General features: G+C 60.6%; 25 protein-coding genes and 2 riboswitches. Of the genes, 14 read left to right on the top strand and 11 right to left on the bottom strand.

Annotation, left to right across the window (positions count from 1 at the left end; translation table 11 throughout):
- The first annotated feature begins 179 nt into the window (after positions 1-179).
- Positions 180-596: an SRPBCC family protein gene (locus tag ABJ076_RS09815; RefSeq protein ID WP_348198474.1), complete on the top strand. Its 417-nt coding sequence runs from the start codon at positions 180-182 to the stop codon at positions 594-596.
- Here the strand turns inward: ABJ076_RS09815 and ABJ076_RS09820 are convergent.
- From ABJ076_RS09820 to ispH, 4 genes are read right to left on the bottom strand one after another with little or no spacing between them, the layout of a single operon-like run.
- Positions 593-1807 (bottom strand): MFS transporter, encoded by a 1215-nt coding sequence (locus ABJ076_RS09820; protein ID WP_348198478.1) that lies wholly within the window; start codon positions 1805-1807, stop codon positions 593-595. The genes ABJ076_RS09815 and ABJ076_RS09820 overlap by 4 nt on opposite strands.
- A complete protein-coding gene (gene rnhA / locus ABJ076_RS09825; RefSeq protein ID WP_348193829.1) occupies positions 1804-2235 on the bottom strand; it encodes a ribonuclease HI in 432 nt (143 codons plus the stop codon). Before rnhA ends, ABJ076_RS09820 begins: the two co-directional genes overlap by 4 nt.
- Positions 2235-3194: a homoserine kinase gene (gene thrB / locus ABJ076_RS09830; RefSeq protein ID WP_348193827.1), complete on the bottom strand. Its 960-nt coding sequence runs from the start codon at positions 3192-3194 to the stop codon at positions 2235-2237. Before thrB ends, rnhA begins: the two co-directional genes overlap by 1 nt.
- Positions 3195-3198: 4 nt before the next feature.
- Entirely contained in the window at positions 3199-4143 is a 945-nt protein-coding gene (gene ispH / locus ABJ076_RS09835; RefSeq protein ID WP_348193825.1) for a 4-hydroxy-3-methylbut-2-enyl diphosphate reductase, read from the bottom strand.
- Positions 4144-4266: 123 nt separating this feature from the next.
- Here ispH and ABJ076_RS09840 point away from each other — a divergent pair, with 123 nt between their 5' ends.
- Entirely contained in the window at positions 4267-4809 is a 543-nt protein-coding gene (locus ABJ076_RS09840) for a hypothetical protein (RefSeq protein ID WP_348193823.1), read from the top strand.
- Here ABJ076_RS09840 and ABJ076_RS09845 read toward each other — a convergent pair.
- Complete coding sequence (locus ABJ076_RS09845; RefSeq protein WP_348193821.1) at positions 4806-5693, bottom strand: LysR substrate-binding domain-containing protein; 888 nt, start codon at positions 5691-5693, stop codon at positions 4806-4808. The genes ABJ076_RS09840 and ABJ076_RS09845 overlap by 4 nt on opposite strands.
- A 145-nt stretch (positions 5694-5838) precedes the next feature.
- Positions 5839-7059, bottom strand: a complete 1221-nt coding sequence (locus ABJ076_RS09850) for a serine hydrolase (RefSeq protein ID WP_348193819.1) — start codon at positions 7057-7059, stop codon at positions 5839-5841.
- Positions 7060-7414: 355 nt separating this feature from the next.
- Between ABJ076_RS09850 and ABJ076_RS09855 the strand changes: the two genes are divergently transcribed.
- The 5 genes from ABJ076_RS09855 (at position 7415) to ABJ076_RS09875 (ending at position 13511) form a co-directional block, all read left to right on the top strand.
- Positions 7415-8284 (top strand): DMT family transporter, encoded by an 870-nt coding sequence (locus ABJ076_RS09855; protein ID WP_348193817.1) that lies wholly within the window; start codon positions 7415-7417, stop codon positions 8282-8284.
- 55 nt (positions 8285-8339) lie between these two features.
- Positions 8340-8430, top strand: a riboswitch (glycine riboswitch).
- Between the two features lie 2 nt (positions 8431-8432).
- A riboswitch (glycine riboswitch) is annotated at positions 8433-8522 on the top strand.
- Between the two features lie 52 nt (positions 8523-8574).
- Positions 8575-9672, top strand: coding sequence for a glycine cleavage system aminomethyltransferase GcvT (gcvT, locus tag ABJ076_RS09860; protein WP_348193815.1), 1098 nt, complete (start codon positions 8575-8577; stop codon positions 9670-9672).
- Between the two features lie 25 nt (positions 9673-9697).
- Positions 9698-10069 (top strand): glycine cleavage system protein GcvH, encoded by a 372-nt coding sequence (gene gcvH, locus ABJ076_RS09865; protein ID WP_348193813.1) that lies wholly within the window; start codon positions 9698-9700, stop codon positions 10067-10069.
- Positions 10070-10158: 89 nt separating this feature from the next.
- A complete protein-coding gene (gene gcvP, locus ABJ076_RS09870; RefSeq protein WP_348193811.1) occupies positions 10159-13044 on the top strand; it encodes an aminomethyl-transferring glycine dehydrogenase in 2886 nt (961 codons plus the stop codon).
- Entirely contained in the window at positions 13044-13511 is a 468-nt protein-coding gene (locus ABJ076_RS09875; protein ID WP_348193809.1) for a YbaK/EbsC family protein, read from the top strand. Before gcvP ends, ABJ076_RS09875 begins: the two co-directional genes overlap by 1 nt.
- 33 nt (positions 13512-13544) lie before the next feature.
- Here the strand turns inward: ABJ076_RS09875 and ABJ076_RS09880 are convergent, their stop codons facing one another.
- Positions 13545-13829, bottom strand: coding sequence for a hypothetical protein (locus ABJ076_RS09880; protein ID WP_348193807.1), 285 nt, complete (start codon positions 13827-13829; stop codon positions 13545-13547).
- A gap of 72 nt (positions 13830-13901) precedes the next feature.
- Positions 13902-14348 carry a MarR family transcriptional regulator gene (locus ABJ076_RS09885; RefSeq protein WP_348193805.1) on the bottom strand — a complete coding sequence of 149 codons (447 nt, stop codon included), beginning with the start codon at positions 14346-14348 and terminating at the stop codon, positions 13902-13904.
- Between the two features lie 150 nt (positions 14349-14498).
- On the opposite strand from ABJ076_RS09885, the gene ABJ076_RS09890 reads away from it, so the two are divergent.
- Positions 14499-14930 (top strand): organic hydroperoxide resistance protein, encoded by a 432-nt coding sequence (locus ABJ076_RS09890; protein ID WP_348193803.1) that lies wholly within the window; start codon positions 14499-14501, stop codon positions 14928-14930.
- 62 nt (positions 14931-14992) lie between these two features.
- Here ABJ076_RS09890 and ABJ076_RS09895 read toward each other — a convergent pair whose 3' ends face one another.
- From ABJ076_RS09895 to ABJ076_RS09905, 3 genes are all read right to left on the bottom strand, one after another.
- Positions 14993-15838: a PhzF family phenazine biosynthesis protein gene (locus ABJ076_RS09895; protein ID WP_348193801.1), complete on the bottom strand. Its 846-nt coding sequence runs from the start codon at positions 15836-15838 to the stop codon at positions 14993-14995.
- Positions 15839-16096: 258 nt separating this feature from the next.
- Entirely contained in the window at positions 16097-18622 is a 2526-nt protein-coding gene (locus tag ABJ076_RS09900; protein WP_348193799.1) for an FtsX-like permease family protein, read from the bottom strand.
- Entirely contained in the window at positions 18622-19359 is a 738-nt protein-coding gene (locus ABJ076_RS09905) for an ABC transporter ATP-binding protein (protein WP_348193797.1), read from the bottom strand. The genes ABJ076_RS09900 and ABJ076_RS09905 overlap by 1 nt, the downstream gene beginning before the upstream one ends.
- A 157-nt stretch (positions 19360-19516) precedes the next feature.
- Between ABJ076_RS09905 and ABJ076_RS09910 the strand changes: the two genes are divergently transcribed.
- From ABJ076_RS09910 to ABJ076_RS09935, 6 genes are all read left to right on the top strand, one after another.
- Entirely contained in the window at positions 19517-20110 is a 594-nt protein-coding gene (locus ABJ076_RS09910) for an arylesterase (RefSeq protein ID WP_348193795.1), read from the top strand.
- A gap of 158 nt (positions 20111-20268) precedes the next feature.
- A complete protein-coding gene (locus ABJ076_RS09915) occupies positions 20269-21324 on the top strand; it encodes a thaumatin family protein (RefSeq protein WP_348193793.1) in 1056 nt (351 codons plus the stop codon).
- A 189-nt stretch (positions 21325-21513) separates the two neighbouring features.
- On the top strand, positions 21514-22557 hold the full coding sequence (locus ABJ076_RS09920) for an NADP(H)-dependent aldo-keto reductase (RefSeq protein WP_348193791.1): 1044 nt from the start codon (positions 21514-21516) through the stop codon (positions 22555-22557).
- Between the two features lie 31 nt (positions 22558-22588).
- The gene (gene thpR, locus ABJ076_RS09925; RefSeq protein ID WP_348193789.1) at positions 22589-23212 is read left to right on the top strand and encodes an RNA 2',3'-cyclic phosphodiesterase; all 624 of its coding nucleotides are present in this window, start codon (positions 22589-22591) and stop codon (positions 23210-23212) included.
- A 71-nt stretch (positions 23213-23283) separates the two neighbouring features.
- The gene (locus ABJ076_RS09930; protein WP_348193787.1) at positions 23284-24042 is read left to right on the top strand and encodes a DUF1194 domain-containing protein; all 759 of its coding nucleotides are present in this window, start codon (positions 23284-23286) and stop codon (positions 24040-24042) included.
- Between the two features lie 13 nt (positions 24043-24055).
- Positions 24056-24745 (top strand): DUF1194 domain-containing protein, encoded by a 690-nt coding sequence (locus tag ABJ076_RS09935; RefSeq protein ID WP_348193785.1) that lies wholly within the window; start codon positions 24056-24058, stop codon positions 24743-24745.
- Positions 24746-24838: the final 93 nt, after the last annotated feature.

The raw sequence follows: 24838 nt of genomic DNA on the forward strand, positions 1-24838 counted from the left end.
CGGCGGTTTCGTCGGAAATTGAGCATTGGGCCTTTGGGCTTGACGCTTTGGTCATCCGGGTCCCGTCGCCTGCACCCCCAATATCTTTTCCCGCTGACCTTTCCGCAAATCGATCAGGGACTTTGCCTTATCTTATTCAGGGTTTACCCTGTTTCATCTTGGTTAGAGGGAGGACGATGATGGCGACTGTGGACATGAGCGTGAAGTTGGCAGCATCGGCTGCGGAAGTCTGGGAAGTCGTCGGCGACTTCCTCAACCTCGATAAATGGCACCCAGCCGTCGAGAAAAGCGAGACCATTGGCGAAGGCGGCATCCGGCGCCTGACCTCAGGCGGTGGCGGGCCAACCTTCGACGAAGTGCAGCTTGAGCGCGACGAGGACAGCCGAAGGATGCGCTATGCCATCCTCGGCAAGCCGTTCCCGCTGGAGAATTATTCATCCTGGCTGTCTGTCGAGGATACAGACGGCGGCTGCGTTGTCCGCTGGCGCTCGGCCTTTTCTCCGGACCAGGGCAGCGAGACGAAGGCGAACGGCATCGTTCAGTTTATCTACAAGGGCGGCTTCGATGCGCTGGTGGCACGATTCGGCGCCGCCTAGCGGTCCCGGTCCACACGCTTGATCCAAAAAACCAGCGCGATCCCCAACAGGCCGAGTCCGATCATCGGCAGATGCCCGTTCGACCAACCCCCGAAATAGGTCACCACCGTCGCGAAGATCGGCGCCGCCAGCAGGTTGCCAAGGTTGGAGCCGTGCACCACCACGCCGCTGCAGGTCGCGACCTCGGAAGCGGTGCGCGCATGCGCAGGCGCACCCGCAAGGCAGGCGGCAGGCAGAACACCGGATATACAGGACATGGCGATCGCGGCGGGCACCCGGAGGCTATCCGGAGCCCCACCCGCAAAGACGAACCAGGCCGTTCCCATGATTCCAAGAAAGCTGATGGCGATGATGAGCCAGCGCGGCACCTGCCGGTGCATCAGCCAGGCCGCACCAAGATTTCCAACAATGTTGATCAGCACCACAGCCGCGCCGATCAGAGCGGCGCCTTCGAGGGAATATCCCATCTGCTCGATCAAGAAGGTCGGCATCCAGGTCATCAGCGCGAAGATCGCGCAGGCATACAGAAAGAACGCCGTTGAGAAAAGATAAGGCCCCGGCAAGCGCAATGTCCCGAGCACTTGCTTGAAACCGCGCTCCCGGCTGGGCCGAGGCACACCAGGCCAGCGCGACGGCGCCGTCAGAAAAACCAGAACAACGGCGAAGAGAACACAGATGGCTGCATCCACAAGCCAGAGCCCGCGCCATCCGGCTGCGTTCATCAACACCGGCGCAACCACCATCGCGATGGCGGCGCCAATGGGGAAATAGGCAGACCAGAAACCAAGCGCCAGAGAGCGATGCATTGGCCTAGCGGCAGCAACGATCAGGGTCGGCGCGGCAATCGAGGTTGCAACAAAGCCAAGACTTTCCAGCGCCCGCCCGGCGAACAAGACAAACATGGAGCTGGACGTTGCGCCGAGCGCCGAGCCAACCGCGATGACAAGCATCGCCGCAACCAACAGGCGGGCCGGCCCAATCCGATCCGTGGCCATGCTGATCAGAATGGCGAACAGGGCCGCGAAAAGATGCAGCAGCGAGGCGAGCCAGCCGCCATCGACCAAGGAAAGATTCAGATCGGCCCTCAGGGCCGGAAGGGCGGGCGGGACTTTACCGACCTGAAGAGCTGCGACCACGCCCGCGCCGACGGCGAGAGCGACGATATCCCAACGAGTCCGGTCGTCAACAGCCGCTCCGCCGCCGTCGCTCACGGTACGGCCAGACGCGCCAGCTCGTCTGCTCGCTCGTTTTCCGGATGACCGGCATGGCCCTTGACCCAGTGCCATTCGATCTCGTGCCGCTCGACCGCTGCCTCAAGGCGCTGCCAGAGTTCCATATTCTTCACCGGCTTCTTGTCGGCAGTGCGCCAGCCCCGCTTTTTCCAGCCGTGGATCCATTTGGTGATGCCGTCGCGGACGTAGGTGCTGTCTGTATAGAGATCCACATGCATTGGCCGGGTCAGGGTTTCCAGCGATGTGATCGCCGCCATCATTTCCATGCGGTTGTTGGTGGTCTCTTTGTCGCCGCCGGAGAGTTCTTTCTCAGTATCGCCATAGCGCAGGATCGCGCCCCAGCCGCCGGGGCCGGGATTACCGCTGCAGGCGCCGTCCGTATAGATCTCAACCCGTTTCTTGGTCATCAGATGCCATAACCCGCACTGGAGGTGACGTTCTGGTGAAAGCTCAGCTTGCGATAATATTCCATAGGATCTTTTGGTTTCACAAACGCCCCCTCCGGGTGGTTCAACCAGTCATAAAGACGTGTCAGCAGAAAGCGGGTGGCAGCACCGCGAGCGAGCACCGGCAGCGCGGCAAGCTCGGCGTCGGAGAGTGCGCGAACGTCCTCATAGGCCGTGATCATCAGCCGGGCCTTGGTAATGTTGAAGCTGCTGTCGCTCTCGAAACACCAGGCGTTCAGGCAGATGGCAAGGTCGTAGGCCAGCATGTCGGTGCAGGCGAAATAGAAGTCGATGAAGCCGGACAGGACGTCTCCGAGAAAGAAGACATTATCCTGAAACAAGTCCGCGTGAACCACACCGCGCGGCAGGTCCGCAGGCCAGTTTTCCTCCAGAAAACCGATTTCGGCCTCTAGAAAGGCATAGAGACCGGGCTTCACGCTATCAGCCTTTGTACCGCAAGATTCAAGCAACGGCCGCCAGGACGCCACCGAGAGGCTGTTCTCCCGGACCATTCCGAAATCGGCCCCCATCTGATGCATCCGTGCCATTTCAGTACCGAGTGCCCGGCAGTGGACCGGCATGATCTTCCGGTGCCAGATCCCATCAAGGAATGTGACGACTGCCGCCGGACGCCCGTTCAGCATGCCCAGCGTCTCGCCGGATTTATCCGGAACCGGGCGCGGACAGGACAGCCCCTTGCCCGCAAGATGGTTCATCAGATTGAGGAAAAACGGCAGATCGTCCGGGTTCACCCGTTTCTCGTAAAGCGTCAGAATGTAGGTGCCGGTCGTCGTCCGGACCATGAAGTTGGAATTCTCCACCCCTTCGGCAATGCCGGAGAAGGACAGCGGGTCGCCGATATCATAACCGGAAAGAAAGGACGCGAGGTCCTCATCGGAAATAGACGTGTAAACGGCCAAGGACTTAACTCGCCAACTCGCGGGGCAGCTTGAAATGAACATCCTCGCGAGCAACCGTCACCTCTTCAATTGTGACAGTACGATGAGCCCGGCAGGCCTCGATCACCTCGTCGACAAGAATTTCAGGCGCGGAAGCTCCGGCGGTAATGCCAAGCACCGTGACATCGGCCATCCAGTCCCAGTCGATATCGACGGCACGCTGGATCAGCAGCGCCTTGTCGCAGCCGCGCCCCTTGGCGACCTCCACCAGACGCTTGGAGTTGGAGGAGTTCGGCGCACCGATGACGACCATACCGTCGCAGCGCTCCGCGATCGCCTTGACCGCTTCCTGACGGTTCGTCGTGGCGTAGCAGATGTCTTCCTTGGCTGGCCCGACCATCTTCGGAAACCGGCTCTGCAGCACCGAAACAATCTCAGCCGTATCGTCCACCGACAGCGTGGTCTGCGTGATGAAGGCGAGATCCGGATCGCCCTCGAAGCTGACCGTCTCGGCATCCGCGCGGGTTTCCACCAGGGTGATCGCACCGTCCGGCACCTGCCCCATGGTGCCGACCACTTCAGGGTGGCCGGCATGGCCGATCAGGATGATGTGGCTGCCCTTCTTCAGGTGCCGCTCGGCTTCCAGATGCACTTTGCTGACCAGCGGACAGGTGGCATCAAGATACACCATGTTGCGCCGCTCCGCCTCGGCCGGAACGGATTTCGGCACGCCATGCGCGCTGAACACCACCGGCGCGTCTGGCGGCACCTGGTCCAGTTCCTCGACGAAGATCGCGCCCTTTTTTTCCAGACCCTCGACCACAAAGCGGTTATGCACGATCTCGTGCCGGACATAGACCGGCGCGCCGTACTTCTCGAGGCTGCGCTCGACGATCTGGATTGCTCGGTCAACGCCCGCACAGAATCCACGCGGCGTGGCCAGCAGAATGGTGAGATCGGATTTGCTCATGCCCGCGATGTAGTCCCTTGGTAAAAACTTGTCCATAGAAGACAGAAGCGCGCCATGCCCATTTGCGGGTCTGGTATCTAACGAGTAGTGTGTGCGCCGACTGAACCCTAGCAGAGCTGAGCCATGTTTTCTCAATCGCGTTTCCGCTTTCCGACCCGCGCCTTGCTGCCGCTCGTGCTGCTAGCGTTCGTGGCTGCCTGCTCCAGTGACGAGGGCCCGCCCCCGGGCTGCCCGGTGACCAATTTCGTGAACGATCTAGATCATGTGACGGTCTTTACCGACAACACTGTTGGCGATCTCACCGACGTCCGATTCGACGCTCAACTGACCAGCCTCAGCGCGACCTGCAACTTCGAGAGCGATGAGCTGGCGTTGGATATCGCATTCCAGATCATCGCGGCCCGCGGCCCAGCCAAAAAGGATAGTCAAGCGGCGGTGACCTACTTCATTGCCATCGCGGACGAGACCGGTGCGGTCATCGCCAAACAGACCTTCGACAACACCCTGCCTTTCAAGGGCAATCTCCGCCGCGTTGCCATCAAGGACGAATTCGAGCCGACGATCCCCTATCCAGCGGACAGGAACATTCTGAACGACTACCGAGTGCTGATCGGCTTCCAGCTCACCCCGGAACAGCTCACCTACAATCGGTCGCGCCGGCGTTAGGTTGGCTCTGGTGTGTCCTTCACCTCCGCCATTAACCAGCGGATGAAGTCACGAACCGCCTTGCTGTTGTCCTTATGGGTCTGGACATAGTATCCGCCCATCGAGACTGGCCTGTATCCTCTAATTGGAACCAGCGTCCCATAACGAAGCTCACGCGCGATCATCGCCGCCGGAGCCAGGGTCATGCCATATCCGGCCACGGCGCCATGAAGCGCTGCATCGTCAATTTCGAAACCGTCGGCGAGGATGAGTTCGTCGAACCGGAGTCCAACCGCGTTCGACCACAACTTCCAGTCCCAGTTGTCAGTGGAGCATTGCAGTGCTGGGATCAAGGCAAGACTGTTCTCTTCCCCGTCAACTGATCGCAGCAGCCCGGGGGAGGCAACCGGCACACAATCGTCCCGGAGCAGCAGTTCGGCTTCCGGTGTTGGGTCGTCGATCCGATGATAGGTGATCGCCAGATCGATTCCATATTCCAAGCGAAATCGATTGTGGTGCGATGTCTCAACGCGCACCTGTGTTTCCGGATGGTTCGCCTTGAACCGCTCCAGCGCCGGGATCAGCCAGCGGATGGCAAATGACAGCGGCGCCCGAACCACGACCTGCCACGCATCCCGCGTGAGAGCGGCGACCGCGCGGTCGATTTCCTCAATCGCGCCCGCCGCGCCCCGGAAGAGACGCTCACCCTGCGCCGTCGGCGTGATCGAATTGTTGCCGCGCTCGAACAGCGGCAGACCTATTTCCAGTTCGAGTTTGCGGAGTTGGTGGCTTACCGCGCTCGGCGTCACATGGAGCTCTTCGGCCGCTCCGGTGATGGCGCGGTGGCGCACGACGGCAGCGAACACTCTGATGGCATTCAAGGAAATCCGGCTCTGATGCTGCATGACTTTTCCTCAACCAAAAGACATTTTCATCCTTTGATATCAGATACACTAACTGAGCGGAAATCGGGTGCATCGCAAACAAGACAAGCGACCGGAGTCCTGGCCACGCGGCAAGGCCCTACCGGAAGCGGAAAGCAGAACGCCGCTAGCCGCGCGCGCCCACGATCAAGTCGATCAGCCGGTTGAACTCCCGCCTGCCGGTGAACCGGTGCTCCTGACAGAATGCGCTGTTCAGACCAGCCTTCGCGTAGCAATCCACCACAATTTTCTCCAGCGCCGCGTTACCGTCCATGCCCTCCCTCTGGATCGACAGCCACCTTTTCAGGAATTCCGAGGTATCGGACTGGTGGACGATCACGGTTTTCCAGGCGGGAATGACGAACACCGTCTGCTGGCCTAGCCCCCAGGCGAAGAAGCTTCCCTCGGGCAACCCGGTGTCGCGCGACGGAATCCACCAGAGATAGCCATGCCCGGCGCGCAACCCCTCGATCCCCGTCTCCGTGTAGTCCGCCGTGATGCGATCAACCCAGGATGCCGGCATGACGGAACGGCCATCCATGACGCCCCGGTCGACAAAGAGCTGCCCAAAACGGGCGAGATCACGCGCCGAGAGCCAGAACATGGCCGCCCGGTGCCGGGACAGATCCGGTGCCTCGCTATATGAGGCCGAGTCCAAGGTGAAGTCCTGCATGCCCAGCGGTTCGGCGATGCCGTCACGAAACGCTTCGGCGACCGAAAGGCCCGTGCGCCGCTCGAAGATCGTCGTCAGGGCGTTGTAGTCCCAGTTGTTATATGCCCAGATCGTGCCCGGCTGGTTTTCCCCCTTGCCAAGCCGGCGTTCCTTTTCCGCGGTCAAACCGCCTTCCGCAGCGGCGGGGTGATTGATCCCGGACACGCTCTTCAGAAGATGCAGCACCGTTGCCTGCCGCTGTAGCGGGGTGAGCGGCCCCGGGCCGTCGTCAATGCCGAGTTCCGCGAGCGTCGCATCCAGCGGGATCTCGTTCGGCCCATCGCCCACATGCTGCCCGACGACGGCACTGAGGATCGCCTTGCGGGCGGAGTGGATGCTGTACGGCACCGTCAGGTCGCCGAGCGACGCGACGATCTCCCCTTCGGTCACGACGATGAACGAATCGACACTAAGCCGGGTCAGATAGTCGAGGGTCCGGTCCAGCCCCTCCGACGACCAGCCGAGAGCACCGGCGCGGTCCGGATCCAACCGGCTGGTCGGAACATCGCGCGGCGCAAAGGGCGACAACGGACGGCCGGACGAAAGCCCACTTTCGCCCGTGGCGACGAGATATCCGAGGATCACGGCGGGCACCAGTAGCAGGGCTGCGATTATCGAGAGGCGACGGCGGGTCATGCTGCTCATCCCAGTAGCTGGAAGAAGACGCTTTGTCGGATTTCGTCTAATACGGGTGTTGCGCGCCGATCAGGACGCAAAAATGATCACGCAGGAAAGCGAATAACGTCAATTCTGATGTAGCCGGGAGCTTCATCAGGCATCCCCTAAATATTATGTGGACGCCAGTGCACTTGATCAAGTGACATGTGGATTGTAGCGCATCCCGCGTAGGAGCGGCGACAGCGGCCAATGAAACGCAGCCCTGACGCTGCATGAATTTTTCTCAATCAAAATCCATTTTCATCATTTGATGTCAGATACATTTCTTGGGCAAAAACCGGGTGTATCGCAAACAAGACAAGCGCCCAATGCCATGCATTCCCGATCCAATGCCCTCGCAATCGCCGCTATTGCCTGCTCGACAGGAATCTGGGCGTTTATCTTCGCCTCGGCCAGGTTCGTCGACGGCGCAGCAACCGCACCACAGATCTGTCTCCTGAGATATATCGGCGGCGCGATTACACTCCTGATCATGGCACTATCCTCTCGGCAGCGGCTGTCAACCTATCGCAGCCCGTCCGTAAAAGGACATCTGGCGCGCGCCCTTTGCGGCTGCTTCGGCGCGCTCGCGATCATCTATGCATCGGCCGCAATGCCGGTCGTGGACGCAAGCGGAATCGGACTGCTGTATGTCGTGATCATGATCGCGCTCAGCGTTTTCATTTTCGGGGACCGTATCAACGGGTGGCGAGCCGCTGGCATCGCCCTTTGTTGCGCAGGTGCCTTTGCAATGCTCTGGTCCCGGGGCAGTTTCCGGTCTCTTGATCTCGCTTATATTGGTCCGGCTTCCATCGCGCTTCTCGGCGCACTCCTGCTCGCCCTCGAAGGCATCCTGATCAAAGGGCTCTCGCAGAACGACAGCGCTGTGACGGTCATGCTTCATGTGAATGTCTTCGGTCTGGTGATGATGGCGATCCCGGCGGCGGTCACCTGGCATCCCCTCGGGATCTCTGACATCACCATGCTGCTTTTGCTCGGACCGCTCGCCATTCTCGGCCAGTTCCTGACGATACTCGCTTACCGGCACGCCGATCTGTCTCTTGTCGGGCCTTTTGAATACAGCTGGCTAATCTTTGCTGCCCTGATCGGTTTTGCTTTCGGGGAAATCCCGCCTACCGGAGTGTTTCTCGGCGGCGCCCTGATGATAGCGGGCGGGGTCGTTCTGTCAGGTCGGCGCGCCTGATTGCCAAGGCCCCTTTCCTTTTTCAGCGACGACGACTATTGTCTCGCGACTACCGACGACCCTCAAGGGAGAGACCGGCCACATGGTCGGCGCCGAAGGAGCAACCGCCCCCGGAAACTCTCAGGCAAAAGGACCTTGAGGCGAGGAACCTCTGGAAAGCAGGCGGGAAACCGCCTCACCCACGGTGAAAGCCCGGCACAGAGTTCGCCGGGTGAATCTCTCAGGTTAGCGACAGAGGGGGCAGGTTCCGGCGTTTTGCCGGGGTGCCTTTACGCTGACCGGAGAGTGCCATGACGCAACAAACCCTTCTCAAGACTCCCCTGCACGGACTGCATGTCGAGCTCGGCGCCAAGATGGTGCCGTTCGCCGGCTATGACATGCCTGTTCAGTACCCCGCCGGCGTCAAGGCAGAGCATCTGCATACCCGCGCCAAGGCCGGGCTGTTCGACGTCTCCCATATGGGGCAGGTTAAACTCTCCGGAGCCGTTGCGGCGCGCGATCTGGAACGGCTGGTGCCAGGCGATCTCGATGGGCTCTCGGTCGGCCAGATGCGCTACAGCATGTTCACAAACGATGCTGGTGGTATTCTCGACGACCTGATGGTCTGCCGGATCGAGGACGGGTTGATGGTCGTCGTCAACGCAGCCTGCAAGGACGCCGATATCGCCCATATGCGGGCGCACCTTTCCTCCGAAATTACCGTTCTTGAAGACCGGGCTTTGATCGCGCTGCAGGGCCCCGGCGCCGAAATGGCGCTGTCAGCCCTTGCCCCCGCTGCCGCGACGCTTAGCTTCATGACCGGCGCGGAGATGGATGTGGACGGGGCCGCCTGCTTCGTCACCCGCTCCGGCTATACCGGCGAGGACGGCTACGAGATTTCCGTACCCGGCGATCAGGCCGACGCACTTGCCCGCAAGTTGTTGGCCCAGAACGACGTGGAAGCCATCGGACTTGGCGCCCGGGATTCCCTGCGCCTCGAAGCAGGCCTTTGCCTGTACGGTCACGATATCGACGAGACGACAACACCAGTCGAGGCTGCGCTTACCTGGTCGATCGGCAAGCGCCGGCGCGAGGAAGGCAGCTTTCCCGGAGCCGACATCATTCTCGATCAGATCAAGAACGGCGCCCCGCGCAAGCGGGTCGGCATCCTGCCGGACGGACGGGCACCCGCCCGCGAAGGCACCGAAATCCAGGCGCCCGACGGCACCAGCATCGGCACCATAACCAGTGGCGGCTTCGGGCCGAGCCTGGAGGCTCCGCTGGCCATGGGATACGTCACCACCGGGCACGCAGCCGCCGGTAGCGCTGTAAATGTTGTCGTTCGGGGCAAAGCTCTGCCCGCCGCGACCGCCAAAATGCCATTCGTCCCGAATGGCTACAAACGTTAAAACAAAGCACCAGAGGGGATCAAAAATGAGCGAACGTCGCTTTACCGAAGACCATGAATGGATCGATCTTGACGGCGAGATCGGCACCGTGGGGATTACCGGATTCGCCCAGGAACAGCTTGGCGAAGTCGTATTCGTGGAAGTCCCGGATGTCGGCAAGACCGTCTCCAAGGGGGATGAAACCGCCGTCGTCGAATCCGTGAAAGCCGCAAGCGAGCTTTACGCACCAGTCACAGGCGAAGTGGTCGAGGCCAATGCGGCATTGGCCGACACGCCGGACCTGGTGAACAGCGATCCCGAGGGCGCTGCCTGGTTTTACAAGATCAAGATTTCCGACAAGGCCGAGTTCGACGCCCTGATGGACGCCGACGCCTACAAGGCGCACGCGGAGGCCTGAGGCCGGGCGCCAGACCAGCATTCGGTCTGTGGCGCCCCCTCCCACTTAAAGAAAGACGTACGGCCCTCGGGCCGGAAGGAGCAGAAGAGATGATGGACAACAGATTGGCCTTCGCCGAACAGGAAGAAAGCGAAGAGTTCATTCGTCGTCATATCGGCCCTGGCCCGGAAGATCAGGGAACCATGCTGAAGGCGCTCGGCTATGAGAGTCTCGGCGCCCTGATCGATGCCGCCGTTCCGGCAAAGATCCGTGTCCGCGAGCCGCTCGACCTGCCGCCCGCCCAGACCGAAAGTGCGGTGCTGCAGAAGCTCCGGCAATATGCCAACACCAATACAGTGAACCGCACCCTGATTGGCATGGGCTATTACGGCACCCGCGTACCGGCCGTTATTCAGCGCAACATTCTGGAAAATCCGGCCTGGTATACGGCCTATACGCCGTACCAGCCGGAGATCAGCCAGGGCCGTCTGGAAATGCTGCTGAACTTCCAAACCATGATCGGCGACCTGACCGGCCTGGAAATCGCCAACGCCTCTCTGCTCGATGAGGGTACGGCAGCTGCGGAAGCCATGGCTTTCTGTCACAAGGCGGCGAAGAACAAGGGCAATGTGTTCTTTGTCTCGCGAAACTGCCACCCGCAGACCATCGACATTCTTCAAACCCGCGCCGCACCGGCCGGGTTGACCGTGATGGTCGGTGACGAGAACGAGCCTCTGCCGGAAGATGCCTTCGCTGTCCTGCTGCAATATCCAGACACGAACGGCGCCGTGCATGATTACGCCGCCATCGTCGAGAAGGCCCACGCACAGGGTGCGCTTGCAGTGGTCGCGGCGGACCTGCTGGCCCTGACCCACCTCACCCCTCCGGGCGAGTTCGGTGCGGATGTCGCCATCGGCACCAGCCAGCGCTTCGGCGTGCCGCTCGGCTTCGGCGGCCCGCACGCCGCCTATTTCGCAACCAAGGACGCATACAAGCGCTCGATCCCGGGCCGGATCGTCGGCGTTTCGGTGGATAAGAATGGCGACCCTGCCTACCGGCTCGCCCTGCAAACCCGCGAGCAGCATATCCGCCGTGAGAAGGCGACCAGCAACATCTGCACCGCCCAGGTCCTGCTTGCCGTCATGGCGGCGGCCTATGCCTGCTATCACGGGCCGGTCGGCCTGATGAAAATCGGCCGCCGGGTGCACCGCCGGACTGCGATCCTGGCGCAGGGCCTGCGCGAGCTTGGCTACACAATTGCGCACGAGAATTTCTTCGACACCATTATCGTGCAGACCGACGACTGGACCGGCTCCGTCATCGAGGCCGCCCGCATCGAAGGCGTCAATCTGCGCATTTTCGAGAACAGTGTCGGCATCTCTCTGGACGAGACCTGCACCCGTGAGCTGGTCGAGCGTCTCTGGGCCATGATGGCCTTCGACAGCATGAAGGAACTGACCTACGAGGCCGTCGCCGAACGCACCCCTGACGCCATTCCGTCGAAGCTGGAACGCAGCTCCGAGTTTCTGACCCACCCCGCCTTCAACAGCTATCACTCCGAGACCGAAATGCTGCGCTACCTGCGCCGTCTTGCGGACAAGGACGTGGCTCTGGACCGGTCCATGATCCCGCTCGGCTCCTGCACCATGAAGCTGAACGCGACCACGGAAATGATCCCGGTTACCTGGGCATCCTTCTCCGATATCCATCCGTTTGCGCCGCGCGATCAGGTCGAAGGCTATCACCTGATGATTGCCGAGCTGGAGCGTATGCTGGCGGAAATCACCGGCTACGCCGCCGTCTCCCTGCAACCGAATGCAGGCTCACAGGGTGAATATGCCGGTCTTCTGGTAATCAGCGCCTATCATGAGAGCCGGGGCGAGGGGCATCGCAATATCTGCCTGATTCCAAGTTCCGCGCACGGCACCAATCCAGCTTCCGCCGCGATGGCTGGCATGAAAGTCGTGGTCGTGAAATGCGACGATGACGGCAATATCGATATGGGCGACCTGAAAGCCAAGGTAGAGCAGCACAGCGACACTCTCGCCGCTCTGATGATCACCTATCCCTCAACCCACGGTGTGTTCGAAGAGACCGTGACCGAGATCTGCGATCTGATTCACGAGCATGGTGGTCAGGTCTATATGGACGGCGCCAATCTCAATGCCATGGTCGGCATCTGCAAACCGGGCCAGTTCGGCTCCGACGTCAGCCACCTCAACCTGCACAAGACCTTCTGCATTCCGCATGGCGGCGGCGGCCCCGGCGTCGGCCCGATTGGCGTCGGCGCGCATCTGGCGCCGTTCCTGCCCGGCCACCGGAACATGAACGCCCAGGAAACCGCCATCGGGCCGGTCAGCGCCGCGCCATATGGCAGTGCCGGAATCCTGCCGATCTCCTGGAGCTATATTGAGCTGATGGGGGCGAACGGACTGAAGCAGGCAACCGAGGTCGCGATCCTGTCGGCCAACTATCTGGCCCACCGCCTCGAAGACCATTTCCCGGTGCTCTACAAGGGCAAGAACGGCTTGGTGGCGCATGAATGCATCATCGACCTGCGCCCGCTGAAGGACGAAACCGGCGTTACCGTCGACGATGTCGCCAAGCGCCTGATGGATTACGGTTTCCACGCACCGACCATGTCCTTCCCGGTGCCCGGCACGCTGATGATCGAGCCGACCGAAAGCGAGCCGCTGGCCGAGCTGGAACGGTTCTGCGCAGCGATGATCGCCATCCGGCAGGAGGTACGGGAGATCGAGCAAGGCAAACTAACCCGCGATGAAAGCCCGCTGGCCCATGCCCCGCATACGGCAGGCGATCTCATGGCGGATGACTGGGACCGGAAATATTCCCGCGCCCAGGGCGCCTTCCCGGTCGACAGCCTGCGGGCCAACAAATACTGGCCACCGGTCGCCCGCATCGATCAGGCCTACGGCGACAAGCACCTGATCTGCTCCTGCCCGCCACTGGAGGATTATCAAGAAGCGGCGGAGTAGTGAGCAAGAGCGTCAACCGGGTCAAAGCTGCGGCCGAAGCGGCCGGGTTGAGCGTCGAGATCCTGCGCATGCCGGACTCGACACGGACCGCCGCCGAAGCCACGGCCGCCTGTGGCTGCGATGTGACACAGATCGTCAAATCGCTGATCTTCAAGGGTGGCGAGACAGGCGCGCTGAAACTGCTGCTGGTCTCCGGCGCCAATCAGGTGGATCTGGAAAAGGCGGCCGCGCTGGTTGGCGAGCCGCTGGAGCGTGCCGACCTGAAGGAGGTTCGCAAGATCACCGGCTTTGCGATCGGCGGTGTCTCGCCGCTCGGGCATCTGACTCCGGTTGAGACATGGATGGACGAGAGCTTGCTCAGCTTCGAAACGGTCTGGGCGGCAGCGGGTGCGCCCAACGCGGTCTTTGAGACTACCGGTGACGCACTTAAGAATGCTGCCGGTGCGACTGTGGCTGCTCTCAGCTAACGACGAAACCTGCGTCCACCATGCGCTGACAGCTCAGAGCTTAAGGCCCTTGGCGTCTCCATCGTCTCCGCCCTGCTTGCCCGCAGCTCCATTCTTCGGATTGACCCGGCGGATGATGATGTCCCCGTTCGGCAGGACTTCAGGTGCTTCATATTGCGGGATTGAGGAGAAGAAAGCGCGCAGGCCGTCGAGCACCATCTGCGCCCCGCGTTCAATGGTATCCGCAGGCGGCTCTTCGGCAGCTCTGGCAGGACTTGTGGCAACAGCCAGGGACAAGGACAGGCCAAGCAGTGCAGATAAAGGCAGTTTGGTCTTCATGTACGACTCCTTTGTCAGGACGTCCTATCATAGACATGATTTAGCCGACAAAAAGGCGGGCACAGGCTCGGCTTACCGCCCGGCAACAACCGCGCTGGTCACGCCGTTCACTTCCGTGACCAGCGCGCGAAGCTCCTCCCGTGTCATACCGACGGTATCGAACAGGCAAGCAGAGACATCTCTAGACTTTTTACGCAGCGTTCGCCCCGCCTCGGTCAGGGTCACCTGAACCTGCCGCTCGTCATTGGCGGCCCGGCGGCGCTGCACGAGCCCCGCCTGCTCAAGCCGTTTCAGCAGCGGTGTCAGGGTGTTAGATTCCAGATGCAGAAGCTCTCCGAGCTGACCGACATTCTGATTGTCATGCTCCCACAGAGCCATCAGCACGAGATATTGCGGATAGGTTAGCCCGAGTTCTCCCAGCAGCGGTTTGTAGAACCGGTTCATGGCGTGATGCGCCTTGTAGAGAGCGAAGCACAGGAGCTCGTTCAGCTGCGGTTGGCCGGCAAGTTCGTCTGACACAAATAGTCTCCCATACGACACCGCCCACAACATGCGAGGAAATTTAATCGCACGCGATAAAATCGCAAGCCCTTGACAGTTTATTACGGGTGATTACTTATGTCGCACACGATTTAATCGTCTACATCAAATCAATCAAGGAACTATTTTATGTCAGTCAATGTTCTCTACACCATCGGTGCGACCGCAACCGGCGGCCGGGACGGCAGCGCCAAGACCAGCGACGGCGCACTCGACGTCACCCTCTCGACGCCGAAGGAACTCGGCGGGGCCGGCGGCGCCGGAAACAATCCGGAACAACTTTTCGCGGCGGGCTATGCAGCCTGTTTCCTCGGCGCGATGAAGTTTGTCGCTTCCCAGGGGGAGTCTTCGGTCGAGATCACCCCGGAAACCACCGTCTCCTCCGAAGTCGGCATCGGCCCACGCTCTGAAGGTGGCTTCGGTCTTGAGGTGTCGCTCACTGTTTCCGTTCCCGGCGCGGACAAGGACGCTGTGCAGGACCTGATCGAGAAAGCCCACCAGGTCTGCCCGTACTCGAACGCCACGCGGAACAATATCGACGTGAAACTGTCGGTCGACTAAGGCTAAGCCGGAACATCAACGAAAACGGGCCGCCCAATTGGCGGCCCGCTGCATTTGAGTTTCTATTCCGCTGCCATGATCCGGGCCTGCCCCGACACTCGGATCGAACTTCCCGGCTCGGACGAAAATTCGGCGTGCAGACGCGAGAGCATACCCATGTCTTCGCCCTGAATGACCTCAATAGCCCCTGAATGCGGCCAGCCGATATCCCGGAGATAGCCTGCGAAGGCAGCTGTCGCTGCACCCGTGGCCGGGTCTTCATAAACACCACCCGAAGCAAACGGGTTCCGTGTGTGAAACAATTGCGGGCTTTCCGGAAAGACCAGCAGGATTGTCACCAGACCGTGCCGCCTCATCAGCGCCTGACCCTCACCCAGATCATATTTCATATCGGCAAGGGCCTGACGCGAATTGAGCGCCAGCACGAAATGATCTGCCCCGCCATGGATCAGTGCGGGCGGGATGTCCTTATGCAGATCGTCCGTTGAATAGCCGAACAGATCCATCACCTCGGATAAGAGCGCGGCTGATGCTTTTTCGCTGCGGGTCGGAGGCGACTGCAATGCGGCCGTCAACGCTCCAGCTTTGTTCGTCCCTTCAACGGTGATGTTCGCATTGTTGAGTGTGAGGCCAAAAACGCCGTCTCCCTCTTTCAGGGCAAGCGCGGCCCCGAGGGCGATCGTAGCGTGGCCGCAGAACGGAACCTCCGACTCGGGGGAGAAATAACGCACCCGCCAGCTCTCACCTTCAGGCGCGGCAAAAGCGGTTTCCGAGAAACCCACTTCGGCGGCGATGCGCCGCATGTCTTCCACCGTGGGTAAGCTATCCGCAATCAGGACACCTGCGGGATTGCCACCTGCATCCGCATGCGAAAATGCCGCTATTCGTTCCACATTTACTTTATTCATGTTTTTTCCACATCATTGACGAAAAATCGAAACTAATGTGACTAGAAATGGGCGCAACAGCGTAGCCTCACAACGGAAGTTTTCAGGCACGGTGGAAATTGATCTGTTCTGAAAGGTCACCAGTATTGCCGGACAATGAAAGCTGCTTCCGGACACGTGGGAGCAGCATAACCCACGCGCCAGAGAACACCGGTCACCTTGCAATCTTTATGAGAAGGGACTTGCAGGTTATCCGGCCCCGGCGCCCTTCTCACAGCCTCATTCGTTCCTGAGCAGCGGAGCGGCTTTCTGTGACAAGGCGCTCCAGGTGCCGATCAGCCCCAGTGTGATGGTGATCATCGTCGAGAAAGCAGCCGTCAGCACCACCGATGGCGCGTCGAAGGCAAAGTCGCCCCGCATCAGCTGGGTGATGACGACATAGCCGATGATCGTGCCGATAAGGGCGGCGACCAGCGACGTTGCAAGACCGAGCAGGCCATATTCCAATATATAGGCAGCCAGCACCTTACGCCGGGTTGCTCCCAGTACCTTCAGCACAACCGCATCGTAGATCCGCCTCTGGTGGCCGGAGATCACCGCCCCGGCCAAAACGAGGACACCCGCGAGCAGCGTCACTGACGCAGTTATCCGGATGGCGATGCCGACCGCGTCCATGATGCGCCCGGCATTGTCGAGCGCGTCCTTCACCCGGATGGCGGAGACATTGGCGAACCGGTCCGTGACCGCCCGCTGCACAGCCTCTTCCCCATCCGGGCTATCAGCATAGACCGTGGAAATAATGCTGTGCGGTGCCGCCTCAAGCGTGCCGGGAGCAAAGACGAAGACGAAATTCATCCCCAGCGACTGCCACTCGATGTTCCGCAGATTATGAACTGTCGCGGTGATCTCCCGGCCGAGAACATTCAGGGTGATGGTATCCCCGATGCCGATTCCGTAACCACGCGCGATTTCCGCATCGAAAGAGAGCAGCGGTGGCCCGCTGTAATCCTCCGGCCACCAGTCGCCTTCAACCAGGTCGGTGCCGGGCGGTGGCGTCGCGGCGTAAGTCAGGCCGCGATCCCCGTTTATGGTCCATTGCACGTCCGGGTCGACCTTGCGCTCCGACGCAGGCACCCCGGCGATCTTGACGATCCGGCCTCGCACGAGCGGCGTGCGCTCCATCTTGGTGATACCGGGCACGCTTTCCACAGTCTCAATGAAGCCCTCGACCTGGTGCGGTTGGATATCGATGAAGAAATAGGACGGTGCGATCTCCGGGATCTGTTCTTTCAGTTGGCGAGACAGGTTGGCCTCGATCAGGGCAATAGCGACCAGCACGGTGAGGCCAAGTCCAAGAGATAGGATCACGCTCGCCGTCGGCGCGCCGGGCCTGTGCAGATTGGCCACGGCAAGCCGCAGGTCCGGGCGCTTTGGCGTCGGGACCATACGGGCGCCCCGGACAATAAGCTGGGCTCCACCGCCGAAGAGTAACAGAACACCCACCGCCCCAGCGATGAAGCCGCCCGCCAATTTCGGATCATCCGTCGCGACCACGGCAAGGCCAGCCAGGATCAGAGCGCTGACCGCACTGGCGATAATGTACTTTCCGGCAGGCCGTCCGGACGGCGGCACGATCAGGGCGCGGAAAAGCTGCGCCGCGCGTACCCCCCCTGCCCGCCCTAGCGGCCAGAGCGAGAAGGCGATGGTGGTGAGATAGCCGAACGCCCCGGCAGTCAGCAGGGGTTTCCAGTAAAGTCCACCCGGCACCTCGAAAGGCAGCATGCCGCTGATCAGCGTACCCGCAATCAACGGCGCCAGCGCGCCGATGGCAAGCCCGGCACCGATGCCGACGGTGGCAACCGCCAGGATCTGCACAAAATAGGCGGTGAAAACGGTCCCGGTCGTGGCGCCGAGGCATTTCAGAGTTGCGATGGTTGCCATCCGGCGATCAAGGAAAGCCCGTACCGCATTGGCGATACCAACACCGCCAACCAGGAGTGCCGTCAGCCCAACAAGGGTCAGGAATTGTGTCACCCGGTTGATGAACCGGTCGAAGCCTGGCGCGGCACGATCCACCCCGCGCAGCCGCCAACCCGCATCCGGGAATTTCTCATTCGCTTGTTCGATCCAGTCAGCCCCTACGAGACCCTGCTTCAAACCAATCAGGTAATGAAAGCGGATCATGCTGCCGCGCTGGACCAGACCCGTTTCCGGCAGGGAAGCTGCCGGGATCATCACGCGAGGGCCGAAGGAGGCAAAACTGACGGAGCGATCCGGCTCTTTCACGATAACATCGCGCACTTCAAAGGTGGCCTCGCCGATCTTCAGCGTGTCTCCCGGCACAAGTTCGAGCCGGGTTGCGAGAGCAGCATCCACCACAGCGCCGAAGATGCCGTCGCGCAGTGCCAGTTCGGTCTGAATGTCGTCGCCTTTTTCCAGATCGAGGGAGCCGAACAACGGATAGACATCGCTTACCGCTTTCAGTTCGACCAGGGTGCGCCGGTCCGCGTCGGTCTTGCGAGCCATAGCCCGCATCTCGACGGTTTCAGCCACAGTGCCGGACTGTCGGAACCAATCCACCTGCTCAGGTGCTGCCTCGCGATGAGTGTAGCGAATCTCGATATCACCGCCGAGGATCTCCCGTGCGTCCCGCTCGACCCCCGCCATCATGGCTGAAGAAACGGAGCCGACACCGGCCATCGCCGCCACGCCAAGGGCAAGGCAGGCTAAAAACACGCGGAAAGAGGAGACCGCGCCGCGCAGCTCCCGGCGGGCGATCGTCAGGGCAATGAGAAAATTTTGCATCAAGCGTGCTGCCGTTCAGCTGCCGCATTATCATCAGGTTCGGCTGGTGCACTCGGTGCCGCGCGCCGGAGATCACTCACAATCTTGCCGTCAGCCATGGAAATCACCCGGCTGCTATGCTCGGCCAACGCCATGTCATGGGTGATCAGCACTAGGGTAGTGCCGTGCGTCTCGCTCAACTCGAAAAGCAGTTCCATGATATTGTCGCCGGTAGCACCGTCGAGATTCCCCGTCGGCTCGTCCGCCAGCAACAGTTTCGGCCGGGTGACGAAAGCACGGGCAATGGCCACGCGCTGCTGCTCACCACCGGAAAGCTGGTCCGGGTAGTGCGTCACTCGGTGTGCCAGTCCTACCCGTCCTAGGCTCTCCTCGGCGAGGGCGAAGGCATCGCGTGACCCTGCCAACTCGAGCGGTATGGCCACGTTCTCGAGCGCCGTCATGGTCGGCACCAGACGGAAGGCCTGAAAGACGATCCCCACAGTGTCTCGCCGAAATATGGCAAGTGCATCCTCGCTCATAGCAGAGAGGTTGTGATCCGCAACGGAGACACCGCCGGAGCTGGCTTGCTCCAACCCGCCCATCACCATCATCAGGGTCGACTTGCCGGCGCCGGACGGTCCGACGATGCTGACCGTCTCACCGGCTGTTACTTCAAGATCAATCCCGCGGAGGATATTGACCTCGCCCGCCCCGCTCCTCAGGTTAAGGTGCAAGTCAGACAACCGGATCAATGCCATGAGTGAGTCTTCCCAGATTAAACAGCGGTGGAGCCCGGCGACGCCAGACGCCTCGGAATTGTGCGCACCTCCGCCATATAGGGTTACCATAGTGCATTGCAACGCTGTCAGACGTGCTTTCCGTCGTTGTGCCGCGGTTGTTCTCTCCGCATTATTATTGATTTTCCTCGCGTTCAGCACTTCCGCAGAAGCCGAACTCCGGATTCTCGGCCTCGGAGACAGCCTGATGGCCGGGTATGGCCTCCCGCCGGGAGATAGCTTTCCTGACCAGCTACAGGAAGTCCTTCGGGCAACAGGGATCGACGCCACCGTGACCAACGCCGGTGTCTCCGGAGATACCAGCGCCGGCGGGCGGGCCCGGCTGGACTGGGCCCTGGCCTCCGATCCCCACGCGGTGATCCTGGAGCTCGGAGCCAATGACGGGCTGCGCGGGTTGGAGCCGTCGGAAACGAGGCGCAACCTTGATGCCATCCTGACCGTCCTCGGCGAGAAAGGCCTCCCAGTCCTGCTCGCGGGCATGCTGGCGCCGCCCAATCTTGGTCAGGAATATGGCGTCGAGTTCGAAGCCGTATATCGCGACCTCGCCGAAAAACACGGTGTGTTGTTCTATCCGTTTTTCCTCGACGGTGTCGTCGGAGACCCGGCACTCAATCAACAGGACGGAATCCATCCGACAAAAGAGGGCGTCGCCATCATCGTCGAGCGCATTCTGCCGAAGGTGCGGGAACTCATCGATCACCAGACCAACTGATCCGCACCTTTCCGCAAACCGGATATCGGACGCGCCTTCACCCGGCATGACGCATCATGCATATCGACATTTTATCTTGTTTTACACTTTTTACGTGTATATATTTTGAATATCATATTACTCAACCCGCTTTGCCGTTCCGGAAAAGGAGATTTGGCATGCTGGACTGGATTTCAGAGAGAAAACATCCACTCGCCTGCATCATCGGCGGACTCTTTGCAGTAGCAATCTTGTTGATCTCAACCCTCCCTGTACTTGCCCAGGACACCTCTACCCACCCACGCCTCAAGATCATCAACGGATGCAGCAAAGCCATCTCCATCAATCACGTCGTCGGCGCCGGCGGGGGGACATTGACCGCCCCGAATCCGGCCATTCTGCAACCAAGCGGCCAGACCGGGGATTCCGTAACATTCAACATTCCGGACAAGGGTCTTGCCGGTACGCGGTTCTGGCCGAGCATGAAGGTACAATGCGCCGACGGCAGCTCGGGCTGCTCTATCGGGGAAAGCGGCGGCCCCGGTCTCGCATGTCCCGGCGGGATCGGCTGCGCGCCTCCGGTCGACTCAAAATTCGAGGGAACCTTCGGCTGCTTCGCGGCGGAAGCGGCTAAAGGCAATTGCCAGGTCAACCCGTCCGGAAACGGCGCCCCTCTTCCGGAGACGGATGGCTGGGACACCAGCATGGTCGATGGATATACGCTGCCCTACAAGGTCGAGATCAAGGGAAGCTGTCCGAACGGCCCGAAGAAAAACAAGATCGATTGCAGCGGCCTCAGCCTCTCCCAATGCCCTGTGAATGAAGATCTCAGCACCAACGGAGCCTATCCTGCACTCGCCAACGAGGATCTGACCCTCACCTTCCCAACATCGAGCGGCGGCGCGACCGACACCCAGACAGGCTGCTACTCCCCGTGCTCCAAGCTCACTACCGGGAACTGGCAGAACATCCCGAACCCACCATTCTCCGACGGGCCGACCACTTACCAACCCTCCGATCCCCAGGCCGACTATTACTGCTGCGGCGGGTCGGTCGGCGTTGAAGCCTGCCGGAACGGCCCGGTGGTGAAGACCAGCTACGTGAAGATGATTCACGAGGTCTGCCCGCAGACCTACGCCTACGCCTATGACGACGGAACCGGCAATTTCTCCTGCCCGGCCACCGCCGAGACGATCTACGAAGTCACGTTCTTCTGCCCGCTGCAAGACAGTTAGACCGCCCGGACGGGATACCCTGCTCGTCCGATGCTCCCCACTCAGGATCAGGCCCCTCTCCGGGTCCTGATCCTTCTTTCCGTTCCTCCCCGTTGATCCCGGACGCGCGCCGCGCTTAAACTCCGCGCCTTCGGGCCTCATGGCTCGAAACCTATCGCCCATCTGCTAATCAACGGAAGAGAGTTGCCAATGGAATATCGCCCGCTAGGACGAACGGACCTGCGCGTCAGCGTCATCTGCCTCGGAACCATGACCTATGGCGAGCAGAACAGCGAAGCCGAAGGCCACGAGCAGATGGATTACGCGCTGGAGCGCGGCGTGAACTTCTTCGACACGGCGGAGATGTATTCCGTGCCGCCACGGGCCGAGACTTACGGTCGTACAGAGGAAGTCATCGGCACCTGGGTCAAGGCTAGCGGCAAGCGGGACAAGGTGATCCTGGCGACCAAGGTGGTCGGCCCGGGAGAGCGCTTCGCCCATGTCCGCGACGGCAATCCGAAATTCAACCGCGAACACATCACGGCCGCTGTCGATGCCAGCCTGAAGCGGCTGCAGACGGACTATATCGACCTCTATCAGCTACACTGGCCGGAGCGCTCCACGAACACTTTTGGCAAGCTCAACTATGTGCATGCTGAGGAACAGGACTGGACCCCGCTGGAAGAGACCTTCGCCGTGCTGGCCGACCTGATCAAGGAAGGCAAGATCCGGCATGTCGGCCTCTCGAACGAGACGCCGTGGGGCACGATGAAATGCATCGCGCTGTCCGACGCCATGGGCCTGCCGCGTCCGGTCTCCGTTCAGAACCCGTACAACCTGCTGAACCGGAGCTTCGAGGTCGGTCTGGCCGAAGTGGCAATCCGCGAGGATTGTGGTCTGCTGGCCTACTCGCCCATCGCCGGCGGCGTGCTCAGCGGCAAGTATCTTGATGGTGCCCAGCCGGAAGGCGCCCGGATGACTCTCTTCCCGGGCAATTTCTCGCGCTATCTGAAGCCGAACGCCGAGGAAGCCACGATCGCCTATGCAAAGCTCGCCAAGGAGTACGGATTCGCGCCCGCAGACCTCGCCAACACCTTCGTTAACACCCGCCAGTTCACCACCTCGAACATCATTGGCGCAACGACGATGAAGCAGCTCGAAAGCAATATAGACACTGCCGAAATGGTGCTTCCGGAAGTCCTTCTGGAAGAGATCGAGAAGGTTAACCAACTGTACTCAAATCCCTGTCCTTGACAGCCTGCGCGAGCGTGATAGCCAATTATGTATGAACAGGTTGTTCGTCGCGCTCGCGCTACCCGACCATGTCCGCGCCGCACTCTCCCGGCTGCGCTGCGGTTTTCCCGGCGCCCGTTGGGTCGCGGAAGAAAACTTTCACCTGACATTGAGATTCATCGGCGCCGTCGATAACCGTGCGATGGACGACATCGCCGCGCAGCTTGATCGCGTCCGGGAGCCAGGTTTCGACCTTGAACTTGACGGTTTTGGATGCTTCGAGACCAAGGGCCGGGCCCGCGCGCTCTGGGCCCGGGTCCTGGCCAGCGAAGAATTGCTCCATCTCCAGCGCAAGGTCGATACCGCTCTCGATGCCGCCGGCGTTGAGCGGGAAACACGCAGGTTCAAGCCTCATGTCACACTGGCCCGCTTCAAGGATGCGCCACTCGGCCCGGTGAACGACTTCATCTGCGAAGCAAGCCCTTTCGGCACCGGACTGTTTCCCGTCGGCTCCTTCACGCTTTATCGCAGTTTTCTGCACCGGGACGGACCGATATACCGCCCGGAAGTGGTCTATCCTCTGGATGGCGACGCCTTTTCCGATCCCTATTTTGACGAATTCAGGGACGAGGAGGATTACGAAATCACGGACGGCGTCACCATTCCGTCGCATTGAGGCGGCATCGACACGGTTTTTTCACAAAGACCTGCAAGGATAGCTGCCCGTCAGGAAGGCTTTGGTGAACCATGCTACGTCTCGTTTGTTTTATCCTCGTGTTCGTCTGTTCAATTCCGCGCAGCGGTGCGGCCGACATCCCGGTCGATATGGAGCTGGTCCTTGCGATCGACTGTTCCTCCAGCGTGGATGACGAGGAATTCGCCCTGCAGGTATCCGGCATGGCCAACGCATTCCGCGACCCGATGATCCAGGACGCCATCCAGAACGGTGTTGAGGGCGCCGTCGGAATCTCCATCATCCAGTGGTCCAGCGAGCGCTTCCAGAATGTGGCTGTCCGCTGGCGCCTGCTGACCGGCCCCGCCGATGCGGACAATCTGGCGAACGAGATCGAGGCGATGCCGCGCACCATCGGCACCGGCGCAACGTCGATTGCCAATGCCCTGCTTTTCTCCGCGAACAGCTTCAACGGGAACGGCATGGAGGGATACCGCCGGGTTATCGACATGTCGGCGGACGGCGAGAACAATCAGGGCCTCGATATTCATATCGCACGGGCGCAGGTTCTGGCTCGCGGCATCACCATCAACGGACTGGCAATCCGGAATGAGTTCCCCAATCTCGACATGTATTTCGAGGACCGGGTGATCGGGGGCGAGAGAGCTTTTACCGAAGTGGCGAAAGATTACGAAGACTACCGAAACGCCATCTTCAGAAAACTTTTCCGCGAATTACGGGACGTCCCGGTTGCAGATGGGTCCGGCCTTGACCCATCATGGAAAGAGGCACTGCTGATGCAGCAGCCTGAGGAGCGGCTTCAAACGCGGTAATCAGGGTGATGGTTTGAAAATTCTGAAAACGGTTCTGGGCCTGCTCCTGCTCTGCGTCGGGCCATCTTCCGTTGCCCAGAGTGAATATCCCGTAGATGTCGAACTGGTGCTCGCCATCGATTCTTCCGCCAGCGTCGACCGCGATGAATTCGATCTGCAACTGCGCGGCCTCGCTCTCGCTTTCAACGACCCAGAAGTGCAGCAAGCCATCCGGGACGGCGCCTTTCAGGCCATCGCGGTAACCTTGGTCGAATGGTCAAGCGTCGACCGTCAGGCGGTCAACATTCCTTGGCGCCTGATCAATAGCACCGAAAGCGCAGAAGCCTTCGCTGCGGATGTCGCCGCCTCGGCCCGCATGGTCGATACCGGCGCCACCTCGATCTCGGCCGCTATCGCCTACAGTGTGCCCATGTTCGCCGTGAACGGTTTCGCCGGCCAGCGCCAGGTGATCGATATTTCTGGCGACGGCTTTAACAATTCCGGCCGGTTGATGCAGGAAGGCCGCGAGATCGCAAGCAATGCCCGCGTCACCGTCAACGGGCTGGCTATCCAGAATCAGGTGCTGGATCTCGGCGGCTATTTCGAGGAAACCGTCATCACCGGCCCCGGCGCCTTCGTCATCACGGCCGAGGACTACGAGGATTACATCAAGGCGATCCGGCAGAAATTACTGCGGGAAATCAAGGCGGCGCCGATTTCCTAACGGCATACGTTGTTATAGACAACGCCTCCGCCCTGCACCAATAGATATTGAAATTGCAAGCCTCTCATTCTATTAGTGTATTTTTACCTTAAC

Origin of the sequence: Nisaea sp. (assembly GCF_039990255.1) — a bacterium.
In the GTDB taxonomy this organism is placed as follows: domain Bacteria; phylum Pseudomonadota; class Alphaproteobacteria; order Thalassobaculales; family Thalassobaculaceae; genus Nisaea.

Excerpts from the sequence above, each read along its gene's own strand:
- ABJ076_RS09815 (WP_348198474.1), top strand. The coding sequence starts at position 180 with ATGGCGACTGTGGACATGAGCGTGAAGTTGGCAGCATCGGCTGCGGAA.
- rnhA (WP_348193829.1), bottom strand. The coding sequence starts at position 2,235 with ATGACCAAGAAACGGGTTGAGATCTATACGGACGGCGCCTGCAGCGGT.
- ispH (WP_348193825.1), bottom strand. The coding sequence starts at position 4,143 with ATGAGCAAATCCGATCTCACCATTCTGCTGGCCACGCCGCGTGGATTC.
- ABJ076_RS09840 (WP_348193823.1), top strand. The coding sequence starts at position 4,267 with ATGTTTTCTCAATCGCGTTTCCGCTTTCCGACCCGCGCCTTGCTGCCG.
- ABJ076_RS09845 (WP_348193821.1), bottom strand. The coding sequence starts at position 5,693 with ATGCAGCATCAGAGCCGGATTTCCTTGAATGCCATCAGAGTGTTCGCT.
- ABJ076_RS09850 (WP_348193819.1), bottom strand. The coding sequence starts at position 7,059 with ATGACCCGCCGTCGCCTCTCGATAATCGCAGCCCTGCTACTGGTGCCC.
- ABJ076_RS09855 (WP_348193817.1), top strand. The coding sequence starts at position 7,415 with ATGCATTCCCGATCCAATGCCCTCGCAATCGCCGCTATTGCCTGCTCG.
- gcvT (WP_348193815.1), top strand. The coding sequence starts at position 8,575 with ATGACGCAACAAACCCTTCTCAAGACTCCCCTGCACGGACTGCATGTC.
- gcvH (WP_348193813.1), top strand. The coding sequence starts at position 9,698 with ATGAGCGAACGTCGCTTTACCGAAGACCATGAATGGATCGATCTTGAC.
- gcvP (WP_348193811.1), top strand. The coding sequence starts at position 10,159 with ATGATGGACAACAGATTGGCCTTCGCCGAACAGGAAGAAAGCGAAGAG.
- ABJ076_RS09880 (WP_348193807.1), bottom strand. The coding sequence starts at position 13,829 with ATGAAGACCAAACTGCCTTTATCTGCACTGCTTGGCCTGTCCTTGTCC.
- ABJ076_RS09890 (WP_348193803.1), top strand. The coding sequence starts at position 14,499 with ATGTCAGTCAATGTTCTCTACACCATCGGTGCGACCGCAACCGGCGGC.
- ABJ076_RS09895 (WP_348193801.1), bottom strand. The coding sequence starts at position 15,838 with ATGAATAAAGTAAATGTGGAACGAATAGCGGCATTTTCGCATGCGGAT.
- ABJ076_RS09900 (WP_348193799.1), bottom strand. The coding sequence starts at position 18,622 with ATGCAAAATTTTCTCATTGCCCTGACGATCGCCCGCCGGGAGCTGCGC.
- ABJ076_RS09905 (WP_348193797.1), bottom strand. The coding sequence starts at position 19,359 with ATGGCATTGATCCGGTTGTCTGACTTGCACCTTAACCTGAGGAGCGGG.
- ABJ076_RS09915 (WP_348193793.1), top strand. The coding sequence starts at position 20,269 with ATGCTGGACTGGATTTCAGAGAGAAAACATCCACTCGCCTGCATCATC.
- ABJ076_RS09920 (WP_348193791.1), top strand. The coding sequence starts at position 21,514 with ATGGAATATCGCCCGCTAGGACGAACGGACCTGCGCGTCAGCGTCATC.
- thpR (WP_348193789.1), top strand. The coding sequence starts at position 22,589 with ATGAACAGGTTGTTCGTCGCGCTCGCGCTACCCGACCATGTCCGCGCC.
- ABJ076_RS09930 (WP_348193787.1), top strand. The coding sequence starts at position 23,284 with ATGCTACGTCTCGTTTGTTTTATCCTCGTGTTCGTCTGTTCAATTCCG.